Genomic DNA, 15,960 nt, shown 5'->3' on the forward strand with positions numbered 1-15,960 from the left:
GCCTTCGACGAGGTGATCCACGCTCCCCAGCGGCTGCGGATCTGCGCGGCCCTCAGCGCGGCGCAGAAGGTGGAGTTCGGCTTCCTCCAGGACCGGCTGGGGCTGTCGAAGTCCGCGCTGAGCAAGCACCTGTCGCACTTGTCCGACGCGGGCTACGTGACGCAGGACCGCGCGGTGCGCGAGGCCCGGAGCCGGCTCTGGCTCTCCCTCACCCCGGCGGGCCGGCGGGCCTACGCGGCGCACGTGCGGGCCCTGCAGGAGATCGTCGGAGCCACCGACGCGGGGTGATCCGTCGTCCTCCCCGCGGTGGGGCGTCCTCCCGCACCATCCGGGGTCCTCCCTCACCGTCGACCGCGAGGGAGGACCCCTGATGATCAGGGAACCTGATCATCAGCGGCGGCGGGTACGCGAGAGGGCCCCGCAGGCAGCTCGCCTGCGGGGCCCTCGCGTCACCTACCGGGGATCAGCCCCGCCAGTCGTACTCCTCGAGGCGCACGGCCTCGCCGGAGCCCTGACCGAAGACGTCCGGGCTGTAGTACTGCCCGTCGTCGTAGCCGGCCATGGTGTAGACGGCGGCGCGCGCCTCCTCGGTCGGCTCGACCGTGATGTTCCGGTAGCGGCTGATGCCCGTACCCGCCGGGATCAGCTTTCCGATGATCACGTTCTCCTTGAGGCCGAGCAGGCTGTCGCTCTTGCCCTGGATCGCGGCGTCGGTGAGCACCTTGGTCGTCTCCTGGAAGGAGGCGGCCGACAGCCACGACTCGGTCGCGAGCGAGGCCTTGGTGATGCCCATGAGGACCGGACGGGCCGAGGCCGGCTCGCCGCCCTCGGCGACGACGCGACGGTTCTCGGTCTCGAACAGCGTCCGCTCGACCAGCGCACCGGGGAGGAACTCCGTGGCCCCCGAGTCGATGATGGTCACCCGCTTCAGCATCTGGCGGATGATCACCTCGATGTGCTTGTCGTGGATCGACACACCCTGGCTCCGGTAGACCTCCTGGACCTCGCGGACGAGGTGCAGCTGCACCTCGCGCGGGCCCATGATCCGCAGCACCTCGTGCGGGTCCACCGCACCCTCGGTCAGCTGCTCGCCGACCTCGACGTGCGCGCCGTCCTCGATCCGCAGCCGCGAGCGACGCGACAGCTTGTCGATGACGACCTCCTCGGAACCGTCGTCCGGGGTGATGGTCAGCTTGCGAAACTGCTCGCCGTCCTCGATCCGGACGGTGCCGGCCAGCTCGGCGATCGGGGCCTTGCCCTTGGGGACACGGGCCTCGAAGAGCTCGACCACACGCGGCAGACCGTGCGTGATGTCCTCACCCGCGACACCACCGGTGTGGAAGGTGCGCATCGTCAGCTGGGTGCCGGGCTCACCGATGGACTGGGCGGCGATGATGCCGACCGCCTCGCCGACGTCCACCAGCTTGCCGGTCGCGAGCGACCGGCCGTAGCAGGTGGCGCAGGTGCCCAGCAGCGACTCGCAGGTGAGCACGCAGCGGACCTTGACCTCGGACACCTGGGCGTCGATCAGCGTCTGGATGAGGACGTCACCCAGGTCGCTGTTCGCCTGGGCGATGACCGTCCCGTCCTCGGCCACCACGTCGGCGGCCAGGGCGCGGGCGTAGACGCTGGTCTCCACGTGCGCATCGCGCGTGACGACGCCGTCGACGACGGTGCCGATCGGCATGATGACGCCGCGGTCGGTGCCGCAGTCCTCCTCGCGGATGATGACGTCCTGCGAGACGTCGACCAGCCGGCGGGTGAGGTACCCGGAGTCAGCGGTACGGAGCGCGGTGTCGGCCAGGCCCTTGCGGGCACCGTGCGTGGAGATGAAGTACTCCAGCACCGACAGACCCTCCCGGAAGTTGGCCTTGATCGGCCGCGGGATGATCTCGCCCTTCGGGTTGGCGACCAGACCACGCATACCGGCGATCTGGCTGATCTGCATCATGTTGCCTCGGGCGCCCGAGTTGACCATGACCCAGACCGGGTTGGTGGTCGGGAAGTTGTCCACCATCGCCTGGCTGACCTCGGCCCGCGCGCGGGTCCAGATCTCGATGAGCTCCCACGACGCTCGGTGTCGGTGATGACACCGCGCTCGTACTGGCGCTCGATCTTGGCGGCCTCGTCCTCGTGCCGGTCCAGGATCGCCTGCTTCGACGGCGGCGTGACGACGTCGTCGATGGCGATGGTGATGCCGGCCCGGGTGGCCCAGTGGAACCCGGCGGACTTCAGGGCGTCCAGCGTCGCCGCGACCTGCACCTTGGGGTAGCGCTCGGCGAGGTCGTTGACGATCGCCCCGAGCTCCTTCTTCGGCACCTGGTAGTTGACGAACCGGTAGTCCTCGGGCAGGGCCTCGTTGAAGAGGACCCGGCCGAGGCTGGTGGAGACGACGGCCGGCTGACCCGGCTCCCAGCCCTCCGACGCGACCCACGGGTCGTTCGGGCCGGTGTCGACGCCGTACACCTCGTCGAGCCGGATGAGCACCCGCTCCTGCAGACCCAGCGACCCCTTGTCGTAGGCCATGACGGCCTCCGCGGTGGACCCGAAGGCCTTCGGCAGCTCACCCTCGGGGGTCTCCACGGAGCCCGCCAGCGTGGTGATGTGGTAGAGGCCCAGCACCATGTCCTGGGTCGGCGCGGTGATCGGACGACCATCGGCCGGGCTCAGGATGTTGTTGCTCGACAGCATCAGGATCCGGGCCTCGGCCTGCGCCTCGGCCGACAGCGGCAGGTGCACCGCCATCTGGTCGCCGTCGAAGTCCGCGTTGAACGCGGTGCAGACGAGCGGGTGGATCTGGATGGCCTTGCCCTCGACCAGCTGCGGCTCGAAGGCCTGGATGCCCAGGCGGTGCAGCGTCGGCGCGCGGTTGAGCAGCACCGGGTGCTCGGTGATGACCTCTTCCAGCACGTCCCACACGACCGGGCGCGCACGCTCGACCATCCGCTTGGCGGACTTGATGTTCTGGGCGTGGTTGAGGTCGACCAGCCGCTTCATGACGAAGGGCTTGAAGAGCTCCAGCGCCATCTGCTTGGGCAGGCCGCACTGGTGCAGCTTCAGCTGCGGGCCGACGACGATGACCGATCGGCCGGAGTAGTCGACGCGCTTGCCGAGCAGGTTCTGGCGGAACCGGCCCTGCTTGCCCTTGAGCAGGTCGCTCAGGGACTTCAGGGGACGGTTGCCCGGACCGGTGACCGGCCGGCCGCGGCGGCCGTTGTCGAACAACGCGTCCACGGATTCCTGGAGCATCCGCTTCTCGTTGTTCACGATGATCTCGGGGCGCCGAGGTCCAGCAGCCGCTTCAGCCGGTTGTTCCGGTTGATCACGCGGCGGTACAGGTCGTTCATGTCGCTGGTCGCGAAGCGGCCACCGTCGAGCTGCACCATCGGGCGCAGGTCCGGCGGGATGACCGGGACGCAGTCCAGCACCATGCCCATGGGCGAGTTGCGGGTCTGCTGGAACGCAGCCACGACCTTCAGCCGCTTCAGGGCCCGCAGCTTGCGCTGACCCTTGCCGCTGCGGATGGTCTCGCGCAGCGAGACGGCCTCGGCGTCGAGGTCGAAGTCGGCGAGCAGCTTCTGCAGCGCCGCGGCACCCATGCCGCCCTCGAAGTACTCACCGAAGCGGTCGCGCAGCTCGCGGTAGAGGCCCTCGTCGGCGATGAGCTGCTTGACCTCGAGCTTGCGGAAGGTGTCGAGCACCTCCTCGAGGCGGTCGATCTCCCGCTGCGAGCGGTCGCGCAGCTGGCGCATCTCGCGCTCGCCGCCCTCACGGACCTTGCGGCGGACGTCGGACTTGGCGCCCTCCGCCTCGAGCTCGGCCAGGTCGGTCTCGAGCTTCTGCTGGCGGGCCTCCACGGTGGAATCGCGGGCGTCCTCCAGATTGTGCTTCTCGGCGCTGATCTCGGCCTCGATGGTCGGGAGGTCGCGGTGCCGCGCCTCCTGGTCCACCGTGGTGATCAGGTAGGCCGCGAAGTAGATGATCTTCTCGAGGTCCTTGGGCGCCAGGTCGAGGAGGTAGCCCAGCCGCGACGGCACACCCTTGAAGAACCAGATGTGCGTGACCGGCGCGGCCAGCTCGATGTGGCCCATCCGCTCACGGCGGACCTTGGCCCGGGTCACCTCGACGCCGCAGCGCTCGCAGATGATGCCCTTGAACCGGACCCGCTTGTACTTGCCGCAGTAGCATTCCCAGTCCCGCGTGGGACCGAAGATCTTCTCGCAGAAGAGGCCATCCTTCTCCGGACGCAGGGTCCGGTAGTTGATGGTCTCGGGCTTCTTCACCTCACCGTGCGACCACTGGCGGATGTCGTCGCCGGTGGCCAGGCCGATGCGCAACTCATCGAAGAAGTTGACGTCGAGCAATGTGACCCCTTTCAGGGGCTAGTGATGCTTGTGCACTTGTCTGAGGGCTTGAGGCCGACCCAGGTGATCGCTGCGCTTGTGTAGCGATCACCTGGGTCGGGACTCTTAGACGTCTTCGACGCTGGAGGGCTCGCGGCGGCTGAGGTCGATGCCCAGCTCCTCCGCGGCCCGGAAGACCTCGTCGTCGGTGTCGCGCAGCTCGATCGCCTGCCCGTCGCCGGAGAGGACCTCCACGTTCAGGCAGAGCGACTGGAGCTCCTTGAGCAACACCTTGAAGGACTCCGGGATGCCCGGCTCCGGGATGTTCTCGCCCTTGACGATCGCCTCGTAGACCTTGACGCGACCGAGGATGTCGTCGGACTTGATGGTGAGCAGCTCCTGCAGCGCGTAGGCCGCGCCGTAGGCCTGCATCGCCCAGCACTCCATCTCTCCGAAGCGCTGACCACCGAACTGCGCCTTACCACCCAGCGGCTGCTGCGTGATCATGGAGTACGGGCCGGTCGAGCGGGCGTGGATCTTGTCGTCGACCAGGTGCAGCAGCTTCAGGATGTAGACGTAGCCCACCGAGATCGGCTCGGGGAACGGTTCACCGGAACGGCCGTCGAACAGCCGCGCCTTGCCGGTCTCCTTGACCATCCGGTCGCCGTCACGGTTCGGCGTCGTGGAGCCGAGGAGGCCGATGATCTCGTCCTCCTTGGCGCCGTCGAACACCGGCGTCGCCGTGCGGGTGCCGGGGCCGGCCGACTTCGCGCCCTCGGGCAGGTTCTTCGCCCAGTCCGGGGTGCCCTCGACCTGCCAGCCCTGCTTGGCGACCCACCCGAGGTGGGTCTCCAGGACCTGGCCGACGTTCATGCGGCCGGGGACGCCGAGCGGGTTGAGGACGATGTCGACCGGGGTGCCGTCCTCGAGGAACGGCATGTCCTCCTGCGGCAGGATCTTCGAGATGACGCCCTTGTTGCCGTGGCGTCCGGCGAGCTTGTCGCCGTCGGAGATCTTGCGCATCTGGGCGACGTAGACCCGGATCAGCTCGTTGACGCCGGCGGGCAGCTCGTCGCCGTCCTCGCGGGAGAACACGCGGACGCCGATGACCTTGCCGGACTCACCGTGCTTGACCTTCAGCGACGTGTCCCGCACCTCGCGCGCCTTCTCGCCGAAGATCGCGCGGAGCAGCCGCTCCTCGGGGTCAGCTCGGTCTCACCCTTGGGCGTGACCTTGCCGACGAGGATGTCGCCGGGGACGACCTCGGCACCGATGCGGATGATGCCGCGCTCGTCGAGGTCGGCGAGGACCTCCTCGGAGACGTTCGGGATGTCCCGGGTGATCTCCTCGGCACCGAGCTTGGTGTCGCGGGCGTCGACCTCGAACTCCTCGATGTGGATCGAGGACAGGACGTCGTCCTGCACGAGGCGCTGCGACAGGATGATCGCGTCCTCGTAGTTGTGGCCCTCCCACGGCATGAAGGCGACGAGCAGGTTCTTGCCCAGCGCCATCTCGCCCTGGTCGGTGCACGGACCGTCGGCGATGACCTGGCCGACCTCGACCCGCTGGCCCTCCTCGACGACCGGGGACTGGTTGATCGACGTCCCCTGGTTCGAGCGGCGGAACTTCAGCAGGCGGTAGGTCTGCCGGGTGCCGTCGTCGGCCATGACGGTGACGTAGTCGGCGGTGGAGTCCTCGACCACACCGGCCTTCTCGGCCACGACCACGTCGCCGGCGTCGACGGCGGCCCGCAGCTCCATGCCGGTGCCGACCAGCGGCGCCTCGCTGCGCAGCAGCGGGACGGCCTGACGCTGCATGTTCGCGCCCATGAGGGCGCGGTTGGCGTCGTCGTGCTCGAGGAACGGGATCATCGCGGTCGCGACCGACGTCATCTGCCGCGGCGAGACGTCCATGTAGTCCACGTTCTCCGGCGCGAGGTAGTCGACCTCACCGCCCTTGGTGCGGACCAGGACGCGCTCCTCGGCGAACCGGCCGGCGGCGTCCAGCGGCGAGTTGGCCTGGGCGACGACGAAGCGGTCCTCCTCGTCGGCGGTCAGGTAGTCGATCTGGTCGCTGACGACGCCGTTGTTCACGCGGCGGTACGGCGTCTCGATGAAGCCGAACGCGTTGACCCGCCCGAACGCCGACAACGAACCGATGAGGCCGATGTTCGGGCCTTCCGGGGTCTCGATCGGGCACATCCGGCCGTAGTGGCTGGGGTGCACGTCGCGGACCTCCATGCCGGCCCGCTCACGCGACAGACCGCCCGGGCCCAGCGCCGAGAGGCGACGCTTGTGGGTCAGGCCCGCGAGCGGGTTGGTCTGGTCCATGAACTGGGACAGCTGGCTGGTGCCGAAGAACTCCTTGATGGAGGCGACGACCGGCCGGATGTTGATCAGCGTCTGCGGCGTGATCGCCTCGACGTCCTGGGTCGTCATCCGCTCGCGGACCACGCGCTCCATGCGGGAGAGGCCGACCCGGATCTGGTTCTGGATCAGCTCGCCGACGGTGCGCAGGCGACGGTTGCCGAAGTGGTCGATGTCGTCGACGCCGTGCTCGGGCTCGCCGGCGTGCAGCCGCACCACGTACTCGATGGTGGCGACGATGTCGTCCTCGGTCAGCGTGCTGGTGCCCTGCGGTACGGAGACGCCGAGCTTCTTGTTCACCTTGTAGCGGCCGACCTTCGCGAGGTCGTAGCGCTTCGGGTTGAAGAAGAGGTTCTCCAGCAGCGCCTGCGCGGACTCACGCGTCGGCGGCTCGCCCGGGCGCAGCTTGCGGTAGATGTCCAGCAGCGCCTCGTCCTGCCCGGCGATGTGGTCCTTCTCGAGCGTGGCCAGGACCGTCGGCGACCACTGGAAGTGCTCGCGGATGCGGTCCTCGCCCCAGCCGAGCGCCTTGAGCAGCACGGTGACGGGCTGACGGCGCTTGCGGTCGATGCGGACACCGACGGTGTCGCGCTTGTCGACGTCGAACTCCAGCCACGCACCGCGGCTGGGGATGACCTTGGCGCTGAAGACGTCCTTGTCCGAGGTCTTGTCCAGCGTCTTGTCGAAGTAGACGCCGGGGCTGCGGACGAGCTGGGAGACGACGACGCGCTCGGTCCCGTTGATGACGAACGTGCCCTTGTTCGTCATGATCGGGAAGTCGCCCATGAACACGGTCTGGCTCTTGATCTCACCAGTCGTGTTGTTCATGAACTCGGCGGTGACGAACAGCGGCGCCGCGTAGGTCATGTCCTTGTCCTTGCACTCCTCGAGGGACGCCTTGACGTCCTCGAAGCGCGGGTTGGAGAAGGACAGCGACATCGAGCCGCTGAAGTCCTCGATCGGGGAGATCTCCTCGAGGATCTCGGCGAGACCGCCGACGGCGTCGGCCTGCTCCTCGGCGGCGAGGGTGGCCCGCCACTCGGGGCTGCCGATCAGCCAGTCGAAGGAGGCGGTCTGCAGGGCCAGCAGATCCGGGACCTCGAGCGGCTCGCTGATCTTCGCGAAGGAGACCCGGAGCGGAGCGCCGGGGATCTTCTGCTGGTCGGCCTCGCCGGTGCGGGGGCCGGTCTGGGGAGTGCTGGGCTGGGTGGTGCTGGTGGGCGTGCTGGTGGGGCGAGAGCCTGCCAAGATGCGTCCTTCCAAGGACCTCACGACGTGCGGGCGGGTCTGTGCGGGTTTCGTCCTGGGTCGTCGTCGGTAATGGCGGGCTGCCCGCGATCGTCTCTGTCCGCAGTGGTCGACGGGGGTCCGGGACGAGCTCCCGGGCACCCCTGGTGACCCGTCTCGGCGGGCAGGCAGTCAGGAGGGCAGCGCAACAGGAGACCTTACCCCTGCTCGAGCGCGCTGTCCACGCGGGGGAGCCGGTGCGACCGGCGCCACATCCCGCGGGGCGCGTCCCGTCGAGCGGGGTTGCAGGGCGTGCGCGGACCATGATGCCAGCAGAGGGTGGCTCAGCGGAATGCCACGCCGCACGTCCGTGGACGACCCGGTGTGGGGCCCGCGAGTGGAAGGGCCCCGTCCTCCTCATCCCTCGCAGGCTCGCCGAGCCCCGGGACGGGGGCGGGGGCACGGGGTCCTGCGTCAGCTGGTGGTCAGCAGGGTGAGCTCGCTGATCTTCCACTCGCCGTCGACCTTGTCGACCCGGACCTGGACGGTCTGCGTGCACGACTGCGCACCCTCGGGTGTCACCAGGCACTCCGACCCCTCCGGCGCCTGCTGCTCCCCGCTGTTGACGGACTCGACGACGTACTGGCCGAAGACGACGAGGGTCGCGGTGTCCTGCGCGTCGTTGACCTGCTGGAGGCCGACCTCGAGGACCTCGTAGCTTGTCGTGGCCGACACCTGCTCGTAGGTGTCGATGATCCCGCCCTGCCCGAGGTCCTGCTCGTACTGGTCGCGCAGGTCGCCGGTCAGGACGTCGAGCTTGCCCTGGACGCTGCCCTCGGAATCCCGGTAGTCGTAGGCGTAGAGCGCGCGCACGCCGTCGCGGGCGGCGGCGAAGATCGACGAGTCCACGTAGGTGGGATTCAGCCGCTGCCACAGCAGCACCCCCGCACCGGCCGCGGCGGCGAGGCAGAGCAGGACGAGCACCATCGCCAGGGCCGGGAACCGCCGCGCGCTGCGGGTACCGGTCGCGACCGACGCGGCCGGGTCGGACGCCCGGGTGCGGGGAGCCCGCGGCCGCGCGGTGGCGGCCGCCCGGTCGGGCCCGGCGGACGACGTCGCGCCACGGGTGGTCCGGGCGAGAACCTCCGGGTCCGTGACGGTCTCGGGGCGCACGGTCTCGGGGCGCACGGTCTCGGGGCGCACGGTCTCGGGGCGCACGGTCTCGGGGCGCGTGGTCTCGGGGCGCGTGGTCTCGGGGCGCATGGCACGGGCCTCCGCCTCGTCGCGCTCGCGGCGGCTGCCGGCCACCCGCGGGCGCGGGCTCGGCTTCGCCGTGGGGCGCGGACGGGGCGTGGGCCGTTGCCGGCCGTCGGGGTCTCACTCATTCTCGGTACCGGTCCCCTTGATGCCGGACAGCAGCCAGCGGTCCTCGGGCTTCTCCAGCTCGACCTCGATCCGGTAGCGCACGACCTGGGCCTGCGGGCTGGTGTTGCTCTGCTGGGTCGACTGGATGACCAACCAGACCGTGGCGGCCGACTCGCCCGCCCGGGTCACTCCCCGCCGACGACCTCGGTGTTGACGACGGCCTCGGCGTCGGTGATCTGCTGCCGGCTGGCGTCGAGCTCGGCGACGGCCTCCTCGCGCAGGTCACCGGTCGCGACGCGGCGGATCTGCTCGATGTCGTCGTCGAGGGTGAGGTGGTCGAACGACGTCATGTCCACGACCCCGGACCGTGCGGCCTGCAACGCGTCGACGTAGTCCCCCGTACGCACCGAGGAGGTCTCGGGGCGGGTGAACCACAGGAAGGCACACGCGCCGAGGAGCAGCGCCAGCACGACGAGCAGGGTCGGGACCAGCGGGAGCGCGAGGCGGCGTCCGGTCGAGGCCTCCCCGCCGTCCCCTCCACGCCGCTTCGCCGTCCCGGGGCGGTCGCCGGCGGCCGGCGGTGCCGCCGCGGGATCGCTCCCCGCGACCTGGGTGTCGGTGGACTCGGCACCGTCCGTCGGCTCGGGATCGGCCGCTCCCCGCCGGGCGCCGGCGTCCTCGCCGGGCGGCACGGACAGGACCCGGTCCTCCTGGGCCTCGTCGTCCCGCGGGCGCGCTCTACTCGTCACGCGCGCAATTCTCCCTGTCCGATGATCGTGTGCGCGGGCGGCATGCCGCAGTTCACCCGGCGGTGAAGGCGAACGGGTTGGCCGACAGCAGCTGCCCGAGCACCTCGCCCGGGATCCCGTTCAGCGGTGGGATGGTGCCCGCGGTGGAGCCCTGCGGACCGCTGGAGCGGGTACCGCCGGAACGGCCGATGTTCTGCTCCCCGCGGATGTTGGACCCGTTCTCGTCGTAGCCGTCGCCCGGATTCGGGTCGGCGCCGTTGATGACCTGGCAGGAGACGGAGTCGACGTCGGCATTCGCGACGGCGCCCTCGCTCGGCAGCGAGGACGTCGGGATGTAGCCCGTCGTGCAGGAGTGCGGGTCGCCGGCGTTCACCACGAACCCGAAGTGCGACCGCATCACCCCGTCCTCGTCGCGGCGGACGACGGTGAAGTTGCCCGAGACCACGTCGGGATAGGTGACCAGCAGCTGCTCGACGCCGTCCAGCCGCGGGATGGTCACCCCGTTGAGGATGTCGACGTTGCGCAGCAGGGACCCCAGCCCCGGACCGGCGTCGCGGATCAGCTGCTCCAGCTGACCGCCGGCGTCGGGGGCGTTGACCACGAGGCCGCGCAGGTCCGGGTCGATCTCGACCAGGGTGTCGGTGAAGGCGCGCAGCTCCGCGGCCCACGTCTGGATGGCCGAGCGGCTGTCCACCTGGGTCTGCAGCACGGTGCGCCCGTCGGTGATCAGGCGCAGCGTCTCCGGCAGCGACTCCTGGGCCCGGGCCAGCAGCAGGTCGCCGTTGTCGATCAGCCGCCCCAGGTCGTCGCCGGCGCCGGCGAAGGCCTGCCCGAGCTCGTCCACGAGGATCCGGAGGTTCTCCTCGTCGATCGAGCCGACCAGCTCGTCGACGTTGAGCAGCAGCTGCTCGACCGGGATCGGGATGCCGGTGCGGTCCTGCGGGATGACCGCGCCGTCCTCCAGGTAGGGCCCTTCGCTGGTGTCCGGCCGCAGGTCGACGTACTGCTCCCCGACCGCGCTGCGGGTCGCGACGAACGCGGCCGTCCCGGCCGGGATGGGGTCGGTGTCGGGGTCGATGGTCAGGACGACGCGCACACCGTCCTCGGTCAGCCTCATGTCGCTGACCCGGCCGACGGCGACGCCGCGGTAGGTGACCTCGGCGTTGACGAAGATGCCACCGGAGTCCTCGAAGTCGGCGGCCACCTCGTAGCCGGTCCCGAGCAGCGCCCGGTCGAGACCGACGTACGTGAAGCCCAGGTAGGACATGCCGAGTACCGCGAGCGCCGCGAAGGCGATCAACTTGAGCTTCGTCTTCCGGGTGATCACGGGGTTCCCCCGGGATCGACGGCAGACCGAGCCGGCCGGTCAGTTCGTCGGTGCCGGGAACCTGCCCGACGACGTCGGGGAGCGTCGGGAGGGAGAACGTCGAGCGTCCCTGCTCCTGACCGCCCGCCGCGCCGGCCTGGTTCCCCGGCGGGCTGCCCGGCTGGCCGCACTCGTCGCCGACGACGTCCTGGGGCGCGATCTTCAGGGCGCCGGTGGTCTGGTCGATCACGTACCGGCAGAGCAGCTGGGACAGGTCGAAGTCCAGCGTGGCGGTCATGTTGGTGAACAGGGCGTAGCCACCGGTCTGGGCCTCGCGGTAGTTGAGGGCCGACAGCGAGCTGTCCGGGAACGGATAGGTGAGCAGCAGTTCCAGCGAGCCGGCCAGGTCCGGTCCGGCCGACGCCAGCTGGCTGAGGATCGGCTGGAGGAGCTCCAGGTCGGCGATCGTGTTGGCCGCCGACGCGTTGATCACCCGGGTGCCCACGTCGCCGAGGCGGGCCAGGCTCTCGAGCATGGAGACGAGCAGGTCGCGCTGCTGGTTGATGACGTCGAGGCCGGGGCCGATGGTGTCCAGGGCGGTGCGGATGGTGGCCGTGCGGGCGGCCAGCGTCTCGGCCAGCCGGTCGGCGCTGTCCAGCGCCCGGCTGATCTCGACCTTCTGCGCGTCCAGGCCGCCGATGAAGGTGTCGAGCTGGTCGAGGGTGTTCTTGAGCTCGGCCGTGCGGCCCTCCATCGCCTCGCCGAGTTCCCGGTTGATGGTCTGGAGCTGGGCGAGGCCGCCGCCGTTGAGCACCAGCGACACGGCGCCCAGGAGCTCCTCCACCTCCACGTTCCGGTTGGTGCGCGCCAGTGGGATGACCGGTGAGTCACGCAGGTCACCGGCCGGCTCGGCGTTGCCGGGCGGCGCCAGTTCGACGTACTTCTCGCCCAGGAGCGAGGACTGCTGGATCGCCGCGACGGCGTTGGCCGGCAGCTCCACGTCGCCGTTCACCAGGACGGTGACCCGCGCCGTCCAGTCGTCCTCCAGCTCGATCTCCTGGACCCGTCCCACCGGGACGTCCGCGACCCGGACCGCCGACTGCGGCACGAGGTCCAGCACGTCGAGGAACTGCACCTCGACCTGGTAGGGGTCCTCCCCACATCGGCGCCACCGGGCAGGTCGAACGAGTAGGCGCCCCGGAAGCCGCACCCGCTGAGCAGCAGGACCCCGGCCACCAGCGCGGTGAGCCGCCGTGCGTCGCGCATCACTCCGACACCCCCGTGATCACCGGGAGACCGATCGGGTTGGGCAGCGACCCACCGCCGCCTCCCCGCCGAGGAGCGCCTCGCGGAGCTCCTCGTAGTCCGGCCGGCCGTTCTGGTTGAGGTCGTCGAGCGTGCCGTCGGCGTTCGCGTCGCCGGACAGCAGCCGGGCGCAGACGGCCTCGGTCGTGGTCTGGAGCGGTTGGAGGACGCCGTTGACGTCGGGGATCGGCACGGGCAGGTCGTCGAGCCGCACCCGGCCCAGCTGGAACAGCGCGCCGCAGACGACGACCTCCGCGTTCATGGCGCCGAGCCCGTTGTCGCGGGTGTCGAGCGTTCCGTAGTCGGGGTTGTAGGCGTGCGCCAGGTTCCCCAGCGCCGTCGGTGCGACGTCGAGGACCTCGGCCAGTGCCGACCGCTGCTGCACCAGCGAGAGCGTGACGTCGGCGAGCCGGTTGACGTTCGTCGACAGCAGGGTCGTGTTGTCCTGGATGAACCCGGCCACGTCGGCGAGTGCCTGGGACAGCAGCCGCACCGCAGCGGCGAGGTCCTGCCGCTCGTCGGCCAGCAGCTCCGACACCGCCGCCAGGTTGTCGTTGAACTGCCCCACCTGTGCGTCCACCGTCGCCAGAGCGGTGGTGAAGGTCTGCAGGTTGTCCAGCGAGGAGAACAGGTCGTCCCGGTTGGTGGCCAGGGTCTCCACCGCCTGGGAGAAGCCGGTGAGCGTCCGGTTCAGTGCCTCGCCGTTGCCGTCGAGGTTGGCCGCCCCGACGTCGACGAGGTCCGACAGCGCGCCGTTCGCGTTGGCGCCGTCGGGGCCCAGGGCCGCCGACAACTCGTCCAGCGCCGAGTACACCTGGTCGAGCTCGACCGGGGTGGCGGTGCGCTCCAGCGGGATCTCGGCGCCGTCCTCCATGGTCGGCCCCCGTCGTAGACGGGGGCGAACTGCACGTAGCGGTCGGAGACCAGGGACGGTGCCAGGACGACGGCCTGCGCGTCCGCGGGGATGTCGTAGTCGTCGTCGATGACCATGTCCACGCGCACCTGGTCGCCCATCGCGGTGATCTCGGTGACGTCGCCGACGTCGATGCCCAGGATGCTCACCCCCGAGCCGGGGTAGAGGCCGACGGTCTGGGCGAAGTACGCGGTCACGCGGTACTGGCCGGCCGGGCGGAGCACCGTCCAGCCCAGGGCCGCCAGGAGCACGACCGCGGCCGCCATGGCGACGCCGCGCTGCAGGGAGCCGCTCATCCCGTCTCCTCCGAACAGCCCACCGGCAGCGGCGTCTGGTCCACGCCGCCGCACACCACCGAACCGAGGACCGTGGGCAGCAGGTCGTTGACGAAGCTGTCGAACCAGCGCCCGTTGCCGAGGGTGTTGGCGAACACCCGGACGAACGGAGCGAAGTTGTTGACCGTCTCGGCCAGGGCTGCCCGGTTCCGGCTGAGGATGTCGGTGACCGTCGACAGCTGCTGCAGGGTGGGCGTCAGCGCCTCGCGGTTGTCGGCGACGAGGCCGGACAGCTGCGTGGCCAGGTCCTGGACGTTGGTCAGGATCGAGTCGATCAGCGCCCGCCGCTCCTGCACCTCGGTCAGCAGCGTGTTGGAGTCGAGGATGAGCTGGGTGAACTCGCCGTTGCGGTCGGCGAGCACCTGCGTGACCTGCCGGGTCGCCGAGAGCAGCTCCTGCAGCTGCGCGTCCCGTGAGGCGATGGTGTCCGAGAGCCTGGCCAGGCCCTGCAGCGACGTCCGCACCTCGTCCGGGGTGTCGGCGAAGGTCTCCGCCAGCACCTCGAAGGAACTGGCCAGCTGTTCGGTGTCGAGGTCCTCGACCGTCGTCGACAGATCGGCGAAGGCCTCGACGACGTCGTACGGCGACGCCGTCCGCTCCAGCGGGATCGGCTGCTCGGGGTCGAGTTCCTCGGCGCCGCGCGGCACCAGCGCGAGGTACTTGGCGCCGAGGACCGTCTCGATCTTGATGGCCGCCTCCGACCGGTCGCCGACGAAGGCGTCCTTCACCCGGAACTCGACGGTGACCGCGCCGTCCTCCAGCGCGAGACCCTCGACGGTGCCGACCTTCACGCCGGCCACGCGCACGACGTCGTCGGGCTTGAGCCCGGCCGCCTCGGAGAAGTGGGCCTTGTAGACCGTGCCGCCACCGATCAGCGGCAGGGACGCGGCGTTGAACGCGAGGAAGATCAGGGCCGCGATCACCGTGAGGCTGATCGCCCCGATCGTCACCGGGTTGCGCTGCCGGAAGGGCTTGGACTCGCGGGCCATCAGCTGCACCCCCTGCACCGCTCTCGACGGGCGGCACGGTGACGTCGAAGCCTTCCTCGCCGTCGGTGCCCGGGAGCACGAGCCGGCCGTTCGCGCTGCACATGTAGAAGTTGAACCAGCTCCCGTTGATCGCGGTGCGGGTGATCAGGTCGATCTTCACCGGCGCCAGCTGCAGGAACTCCTCTACCAGCTCGCGGTCGGCGGCCAGGTTCGTCGAGAGGTCGCCGAGCGCCCGGATGTCGGCCGCCAGGGGCGCTCGCGCGTCCTCGAGGAAGTCGCTCGTGGCCACGGCGAGGGTGTCGATGGTCTGCAGCGAGTCGAAGATGGCTTCGCGGTCGCCCGCCAGCCCGGTGACGAACTGCTGCAGGCTGACCACGAGGTCCGACAGCTGCTGGTCGCGGTCGGCCACCGTGTTCATGACCGTCGTCAGGTTGTCGATCATGCTGCCGATGACGGCGTCCTTGTCGGCGAGGGAGTCGCTCAGCGAGGCGACGTGCGACAGCAGGCTCTGGACGGTCCCGCCCTCGCCCTGGAAGACCTGGATGATCTCGTAGGACAACCGGTTCATGTCGGCCGGCGACAGCGCCTGCAGCAGCGGCTTGAAGCCGCCGAAGAGGATGGTGAGGTCGAGGGCCGGCGTCGTCTGCGCCAGCGGGATGACCGCGCCCTCGTCGAGGGTCTCCCCGCCGACCCGTCGCTGTCGGTCAGCGCGATGTACCGCTGCCCGACGAGGTTCCGGTAGCGGATGGTCGCCTCGACACCGGCCGGCAACGGGACGTCGCCGGACACCTCCAGATCGACCATGGCGGCGGGCCGGTCCGTCCCCTCCGCCAGGCCGATGCCGGTGACCTGGCCGACGCGGACGCCGGAGATGCGCACCTCGTCGCCCTCGACGAGTCCGGCCACGTCGGTGAACTCGGCCCGGTAAGTGACCTGCTCGCCGTAGCCGGCGTTGGTGATCGTGCTGACCAGCACGTAGCTGGCCAGGATGGTGACCAGGCCGAACGCGATCAGCTTTGCCAGGGGCCCGCTGACGCCCCGCAGCTTGTCCTTCATCGCAGC

The 15,960-nt window shown here is 70.1% G+C and carries 13 protein-coding genes and 4 pseudogenes; 1 reads left to right on the top strand and 16 read right to left on the bottom strand.

Features of this window, described 5'->3' with window-relative positions; genetic code table 11:
• The first annotated feature begins 12 nt into the window (after nt 1-12).
• Entirely contained in the window at nt 13-288 is a 276-nt protein-coding gene (locus U6N30_RS25235; RefSeq protein WP_324274427.1) for a transcriptional regulator, read from the top strand.
• Nucleotides 289-463: 175 nt separating this feature from the next.
• Here U6N30_RS25235 and U6N30_RS35785 read toward each other — a convergent pair whose 3' ends face one another.
• From U6N30_RS35785 to U6N30_RS25315, 16 genes and pseudogenes are all read right to left on the bottom strand, one after another.
• Nucleotides 464-2,017 (bottom strand): DNA-directed RNA polymerase subunit beta', encoded by a 1,554-nt coding sequence (locus U6N30_RS35785; RefSeq protein ID WP_324274428.1) that lies wholly within the window; start codon nt 2,015-2,017, stop codon nt 464-466.
• A complete protein-coding gene (locus U6N30_RS35790; protein ID WP_479690627.1) occupies nt 1,948-2,745 on the bottom strand; it encodes a hypothetical protein in 798 nt (265 codons plus the stop codon). Before U6N30_RS35790 ends, U6N30_RS35785 begins: the two co-directional genes overlap by 70 nt.
• Nucleotides 2,746-4,364, bottom strand: a pseudogene (locus U6N30_RS35795) (DNA-directed RNA polymerase subunit beta'); the annotation flags it as partial.
• A 105-nt stretch (nt 4,365-4,469) separates the two neighbouring features.
• Nucleotides 4,470-5,498 carry a DNA-directed RNA polymerase subunit beta gene (locus tag U6N30_RS35800; RefSeq protein ID WP_324274431.1) on the bottom strand — a complete coding sequence of 343 codons (1,029 nt, stop codon included), beginning with the start codon at nt 5,496-5,498 and terminating at the stop codon, nt 4,470-4,472.
• The gene (rpoB, locus tag U6N30_RS25260) at nt 5,480-7,957 is read right to left on the bottom strand and encodes a DNA-directed RNA polymerase subunit beta (protein WP_324274432.1); all 2,478 of its coding nucleotides are present in this window, start codon (nt 7,955-7,957) and stop codon (nt 5,480-5,482) included. Before rpoB ends, U6N30_RS35800 begins: the two co-directional genes overlap by 19 nt.
• Before the next feature lie 453 nt (nt 7,958-8,410).
• The gene (locus U6N30_RS25265; RefSeq protein ID WP_324274433.1) at nt 8,411-9,244 is read right to left on the bottom strand and encodes a hypothetical protein; all 834 of its coding nucleotides are present in this window, start codon (nt 9,242-9,244) and stop codon (nt 8,411-8,413) included.
• 69 nt (nt 9,245-9,313) lie between these two features.
• The gene (locus U6N30_RS25270; protein ID WP_324274434.1) at nt 9,314-9,490 is read right to left on the bottom strand and encodes a hypothetical protein; all 177 of its coding nucleotides are present in this window, start codon (nt 9,488-9,490) and stop codon (nt 9,314-9,316) included.
• Nucleotides 9,487-10,050 carry a hypothetical protein gene (locus tag U6N30_RS25275; protein WP_324274435.1) on the bottom strand — a complete coding sequence of 188 codons (564 nt, stop codon included), beginning with the start codon at nt 10,048-10,050 and terminating at the stop codon, nt 9,487-9,489. Before U6N30_RS25275 ends, U6N30_RS25270 begins: the two co-directional genes overlap by 4 nt.
• Before the next feature lie 52 nt (nt 10,051-10,102).
• Complete coding sequence (locus U6N30_RS25280) at nt 10,103-11,377, bottom strand: MlaD family protein (RefSeq protein ID WP_324274436.1); 1,275 nt, start codon at nt 11,375-11,377, stop codon at nt 10,103-10,105.
• Nucleotides 11,378-11,783: 406 nt separating this feature from the next.
• Nucleotides 11,784-12,476: pseudogene (locus U6N30_RS34585) on the bottom strand (MCE family protein); the annotation flags it as partial.
• Nucleotides 12,365-12,625, bottom strand: coding sequence for a hypothetical protein (locus U6N30_RS25290; protein ID WP_324274438.1), 261 nt, complete (start codon nt 12,623-12,625; stop codon nt 12,365-12,367). The pseudogene U6N30_RS34585 and the gene U6N30_RS25290, both read right to left, overlap by 112 nt.
• A 16-nt stretch (nt 12,626-12,641) precedes the next feature.
• Nucleotides 12,642-13,535 carry an MCE family protein gene (locus U6N30_RS25295; RefSeq protein ID WP_324274439.1) on the bottom strand — a complete coding sequence of 298 codons (894 nt, stop codon included), beginning with the start codon at nt 13,533-13,535 and terminating at the stop codon, nt 12,642-12,644.
• A gap of 80 nt (nt 13,536-13,615) precedes the next feature.
• Nucleotides 13,616-13,870, bottom strand: a pseudogene (locus U6N30_RS25300) (MlaD family protein); the annotation flags it as partial.
• Nucleotides 13,867-14,898: an MCE family protein gene (locus tag U6N30_RS25305; protein ID WP_324278462.1), complete on the bottom strand. Its 1,032-nt coding sequence runs from the start codon at nt 14,896-14,898 to the stop codon at nt 13,867-13,869. The gene U6N30_RS25305 and the pseudogene U6N30_RS25300, both read right to left, overlap by 4 nt.
• Nucleotides 14,899-15,127: 229 nt before the next feature.
• Nucleotides 15,128-15,556: pseudogene (locus U6N30_RS34590) on the bottom strand (MCE family protein); the annotation flags it as partial.
• The gene (locus U6N30_RS25315) at nt 15,463-15,954 is read right to left on the bottom strand and encodes an MlaD family protein (RefSeq protein WP_324274441.1); all 492 of its coding nucleotides are present in this window, start codon (nt 15,952-15,954) and stop codon (nt 15,463-15,465) included. The gene U6N30_RS25315 and the pseudogene U6N30_RS34590, both read right to left, overlap by 94 nt.
• Between the last annotated feature and the right edge of the window lie 6 nt (nt 15,955-15,960).

The organism is Blastococcus brunescens (assembly GCF_035320885.1).
GTDB lineage: Bacteria > Actinomycetota > Actinomycetes > Mycobacteriales > Geodermatophilaceae > Blastococcus_B > Blastococcus_B brunescens.